7 protein-coding genes and 1 other RNA gene are annotated in these 4340 nt (G+C 56.9%); 2 read left to right on the top strand and 6 right to left on the bottom strand.

Annotated elements, in window-relative coordinates; all coding sequences use genetic code 11:
- Positions 1-202: 202 nt before the first annotated feature.
- The 5 genes from JK213_RS15640 to JK213_RS15620 form a co-directional block, all read right to left on the bottom strand.
- The gene (locus JK213_RS15640) at positions 203-1018 is read right to left on the bottom strand and encodes a TIGR00282 family metallophosphoesterase (RefSeq protein WP_194262398.1); all 816 of its coding nucleotides are present in this window, start codon (positions 1016-1018) and stop codon (positions 203-205) included.
- An 11-nt stretch (positions 1019-1029) separates the two neighbouring features.
- A complete protein-coding gene (locus JK213_RS15635; RefSeq protein WP_194262397.1) occupies positions 1030-1608 on the bottom strand; it encodes a 5-formyltetrahydrofolate cyclo-ligase in 579 nt (192 codons plus the stop codon).
- Positions 1595-1751, bottom strand: a non-coding RNA gene (ssrS, locus tag JK213_RS15630) — 6S RNA. The genes JK213_RS15635 and ssrS overlap by 14 nt, the downstream gene beginning before the upstream one ends.
- Before the next feature lie 49 nt (positions 1752-1800).
- Positions 1801-2145, bottom strand: a complete 345-nt coding sequence (locus JK213_RS15625) for a cell division protein ZapA (protein WP_194262396.1) — start codon at positions 2143-2145, stop codon at positions 1801-1803.
- A gap of 3 nt (positions 2146-2148) precedes the next feature.
- The gene (locus JK213_RS15620) at positions 2149-2367 is read right to left on the bottom strand and encodes a hypothetical protein (RefSeq protein ID WP_062105642.1); all 219 of its coding nucleotides are present in this window, start codon (positions 2365-2367) and stop codon (positions 2149-2151) included.
- Between the two features lie 152 nt (positions 2368-2519).
- Between JK213_RS15620 and JK213_RS15615 the strand changes: the two genes are divergently transcribed.
- Together JK213_RS15615 and JK213_RS15610 are read left to right on the top strand one after the other, a co-directional pair.
- The gene (locus JK213_RS15615; protein ID WP_211571887.1) at positions 2520-2837 is read left to right on the top strand and encodes a hypothetical protein; all 318 of its coding nucleotides are present in this window, start codon (positions 2520-2522) and stop codon (positions 2835-2837) included.
- Entirely contained in the window at positions 2824-3402 is a 579-nt protein-coding gene (locus JK213_RS15610; RefSeq protein WP_194262394.1) for a thiamine phosphate synthase, read from the top strand. Before JK213_RS15615 ends, JK213_RS15610 begins: the two co-directional genes overlap by 14 nt.
- On the opposite strand, the gene JK213_RS15605 is transcribed toward JK213_RS15610, so the two are convergent.
- The gene (locus tag JK213_RS15605; protein ID WP_194262393.1) at positions 3373-4155 is read right to left on the bottom strand and encodes a fasciclin domain-containing protein; all 783 of its coding nucleotides are present in this window, start codon (positions 4153-4155) and stop codon (positions 3373-3375) included. The two genes, JK213_RS15610 and JK213_RS15605, sit on opposite strands and share 30 nt — an antisense overlap.
- Positions 4156-4340: the final 185 nt, after the last annotated feature.

The following is a 4340-nucleotide window of genomic DNA, read 5'->3' as shown; positions in this document are numbered from 1 at the left end:
GCTCCAGAACCCCTCGAAGTGGGCCCCGCTGCGTCGGTGAACGGGCTTATACGGGGGAGATCACAGAGTGTCAAACAGAATTCACAAGGCACTTATCAACAGATAAAATCCCGGTTTTCTGCGGCAGAAAAGACTAACCCCCACTATTCATTGCGAATCGCACTCGAAAAAAGGCGGTTTTTTCTCAAATTTTCTGCTTTTCTCAGAAATCCGGCCAGTTGGGAGCCAGATGTCCGCCAATCCGTAGCGGAGCGACCTTTCTGGCCAGACCGGTGGCGTCATCCGTTTCAACCATAAGCCCACAAACCGTCGCCTCCCCTTCCGCCGGCTGCGGCCGGTCACCCGGAGTTTTGCGAACCAGCTTGTGGAGTGCTGCGGGTTTTCCCATTCCTATGACGCTATCGTAGTCGCCACACATCCCGGCATCCGTCTGATAGGCTGTACCCGCAGGCAGAATGCGATGATCCGCAGTGGGAACATGCGTGTGCGTTCCCACCACAACAGAAGCCCTGCCATCAAAATAAGCTCCAAAACCCATTTTCTCGCTGGTGGCTTCGGCATGAACGTCAATCAGGATGGCATGAACCGTCACGCCAAGCCGATGTTTTGACAGAATCTCGCTGACGACCCGGAAAGGGTCATCCAGCGGGTCCATGAAAATGCGCCCCATCACATTGATGACGAGAGCCCTGCGCCCACGGCTGATTTCAACGATATGGCTCCCCTGCCCCGGCGTTCCGGCAGGGTAATTGGCAGGCCTGACAATGTAAGGAGCCTGATTGATATAGCCGATCATGTCACGACGGTCCCAGGCATGGTTGCCTAGCGTAATGACATCGACGCCGGCACTATGCAGGTTTTTCGCTATATCAGGGGACAGGCCATAGCCGTGTGAGGCATTCTCACCATTGGCCACCACCAGATCCAACGAGAGTTTCTCACGCCAGTCGGCCAGATTTCGAATAATGGCCTCACGCCCGCTACGCCCGATAATGTCGCCCAGAAACAGCAGTCTCAACAGTCAGTCTTTCATAAAGATTTTGGGTTATCAGTCCGGATCACCCCACACTCCGTCACGATCATTTTTAACGGAATATCGTACGGGCCTGTAGGAACGGCATCGATCTGCTGACCGGCAAAGCCGAAGCCGATCGCCGGAACATTCAGTGCGGCCAAAGTACGGTCATAATAGCCGCCACCATATCCAAGCCGGTAACCGAAACGGTCAAATGCCAGAAATGGCACAAGAACAAGATCCGGAACGTCAACGTCACCCTCCGGATGCGATGTTCCGAAACGGCCAACAATCATGGGGGACGCAGGCGTCCAGCGCCTGAATATCAAAGGAGAACCTTTTGGTGTGGTTTCAGGCAACAGAACCTGACGCCCGGCTTCAGACAGAGCATGACACAGGGGGCGAAGATCGACTTCTTCGGCAAGAGGCCAGACTGCAGCAATTTTTCGAGCAGGCTGTGCGAGAATTTCTTTTAAGAGAAAGCCGCGCAGCCTCTCTTCGTCTTCAGAAGACAGCCCCTGCCGATAATCGGCCATTTTGCGGCGCAGGTTTTTTTTCAGAACGTCGATTTCGGAAATCTGTGGAGCCGCCAAAGCCGTTGGTCTTTTCAGCCCTCCTAGACCTGCAAGTGCAGGTGGGCACCGGTTAACGTGACCAGGGCCACGACAGAGCCAGTTCCCGTAGGAATGCTTATCGGCCCGGGGGATGATTTGCCTGACGCACCAGGCAGCTCCATCACCTATATTAGACTGTCCGGCCCGATATTCAATGCAAACCTTGAAGAATTAGGAGGTGCGCTCCAGTTCCGCGGCAAGAAGTTCTGCCTGCCCCGCTAGGCGGGCCAGACGCTCCTGACGCGCGCCCTCACGCTGAAGCAGATGTCCGGCCTGCTGGATCTTCGCTTCGGCCTGAGGCGAAATCTGCCGGTGCTTCAGTTCGAAAATTTCATCGGCCATCAGAAGCGCGGCCATCATGAGCGTTTTGGATTCGCTTGCAGCACCACCCAGACTCCGGGCACGCTGAAGCCAGCCTTCGACATGACGGGCCATGTCATACAGATGGGCTTCTTCGCCATCCTGACATCCGACATTATAGACGTAGCCATTAAGGCGAATGGATACCTGTCCCATCGCTCAGCCCTCTTTCCTGTTCAGCACGCCCTGAATGCGGGCACACAGCGCATCGATATTGGCTGCAAATTCCGAAAGGTCAGGCGCGGAATGAAGAGCACGCTCACAGGCTTCCTTTGCCAGCACATGACGCTCGGACGCAGCAGCAATCCGCATCATCGCTTCCTCAAGACGCTCAAGCGTCTTATCGTCCTGCGCAATACCTGTCTCGTTTACCGCCACGTTCTTCCCGTTCCTGCAATCATTATGCCAGTCAAATGCCCGATACAGACCCGCTCCGGCCCGTTGCTCAGGAAAGACCCGATCCCGCTTTGGGGTCAAGGACATCCCTACCCTTTCACTATCCTGTTTTCGTCATTTCGTCGCGCCATGAGATGGATCGGATCACCCGGCTCAAGGGAAATCGGTTTTTTGCCCTCTCCGTCGAAAGCGCAGGCAGCAGCTTTGGCGTTCCCTGGTGGCTGAACGTCATGGGCGACCATGCGGGATTATCTGTTCTGGATTGCGGCGCGTCTCCCATAGCGGCACGACAGGCGCTGGATTGCGGGGTCGGCTGGGCGATCTGCCGGGTCAATGCCGCACAACTTCGCACTCTGGATTCCTATGACCAATATCACGGACGGCTCCTGACGCTCAGACCGCCTAGCTCCCGCATCCACAATCTGCGAGAACATCCCCATGACAGCCTGTGATCTCTACCCCGTTTTACCTGCCGATTTTGATATCGACGCCGCTCTAGAGGTGCTCCGCGATATTCTGCCGCTGCCTGAAGTCACCGCCCTTCGGTTGCCATGCGGTTGGACGCCAGAGAAAGCACAGCTTTCACAGCTGGTGGATCTGCTCCATGCCAATGGCGTCGCCCTGATCCCTGAAGTCGGCGTTCCGCTTTCCAATACTCCGGACTCTCTTCTGGGAGTCTGCGATGGGCTGCATGTCGCTTGTGTCGAGGATCTGGTCACGCTTCGCAAAACGGTCGGGAGCGATATGCCGATCGGCTGTGCGTGCGACAACCGCGATGATGCCATGAAAGCTGGCGAATCGGGCGCCGATTATGTCGCGTTTCCTGCGGGCGATCTGGAACTGGTAAAGTGGTGGAGTTCCGTCATGGAACTTCCGGGCGTCACGGAGAATGTCACGACTGCGGCGGATGCTTCCTCAGCAATCACTGCCGGTGCCGATTTCCTTGCCATCCCCCTTCAGTTTGATGGCAAGGATAAAGAGCGATTTTCAGCGATGGCCATGCTTGCGGCCGGCTGAAACCTTTACGGTAGGGATCGGCAGAAGCGCGTCCTGAGTGAAGTAAAGAACGCCATTTGACTGCGGGAAAGACTTGCCCCACAGACGGTTGGTCTCACCCGCTGCATTCTCGAGCAGCAGTTCACCCATACGCGGAGACACTTCCACGCCTAAAAGATCGCCATACAGGGTCTTCAGGCCGATTGCATGGCCATGATTGCGTTGGATGGCCCGGCGCAAAGCGGCTTCGTTCCATTTTCCATAGGCAATCGTGTAGCCCAGAATATGGACGAGCTGCCCGCGATTGGCCGGAGCCAGAAGCCCACCGGGCCAGCGCGCACTCAGGCGTTCCATAGCCGCATTGGGAATCGCAAAAAGCGTGTACGGCCCCGGTCCGCTGATCCACGGTTCCAGCCTCGCCACCTGAAGCGCCTTGACGTAGTCGCTAAGTTCGAGAGAACCCGCGATATTCTCGTCAAGCGGACGATCCTCATAAGACAGCATCGGAGGCGAGTGATAGGCGACCGGACTGTTGGGCGTCCCGTCCGCACTGGGCTTATAGGCGCCATCAGTGCTTCCCGGCATTGCAGACGCGCGGGCGCTGATCTGGGTCTCGAAACTGTCCTGATAGTTCTTCGTCCAGTCCGTGCCCTGCCAGTCAGGATCGCCACAGGCGGACAGCGTGGCCCCAAGCAGGAGCCCCACGCCGAGTTTCAGTCCCTTCCCCCAGCCCGAAAACCGTCCTGAAGGGAAAACATCGAGTCGCACATCCATGCCTGATCGCACCATCCTGTGAGCGGGAGAGACGACCATAGAGCAGGCCGGGCGTTTCAGCACCCGTCCCCACGCATGGTCCATCCGACGACATGACCGCTGACCAGCTCGAATGTCGTCTGACAGCTTGTGTTGTAATAGGTCGACGGAAAACCGCCACCCCATCCACCCAGTCTCTTATACAC

It is taken from the genome of Gluconobacter sp. Dm-44 (assembly GCF_018256175.1).
Lineage (GTDB): Bacteria > Pseudomonadota > Alphaproteobacteria > Acetobacterales > Acetobacteraceae > Gluconobacter > Gluconobacter cadivus.
The sequence above is the reverse complement of the archived record's forward strand: the minus strand, read 5'-3'. Positions and strand labels throughout refer to the sequence as shown.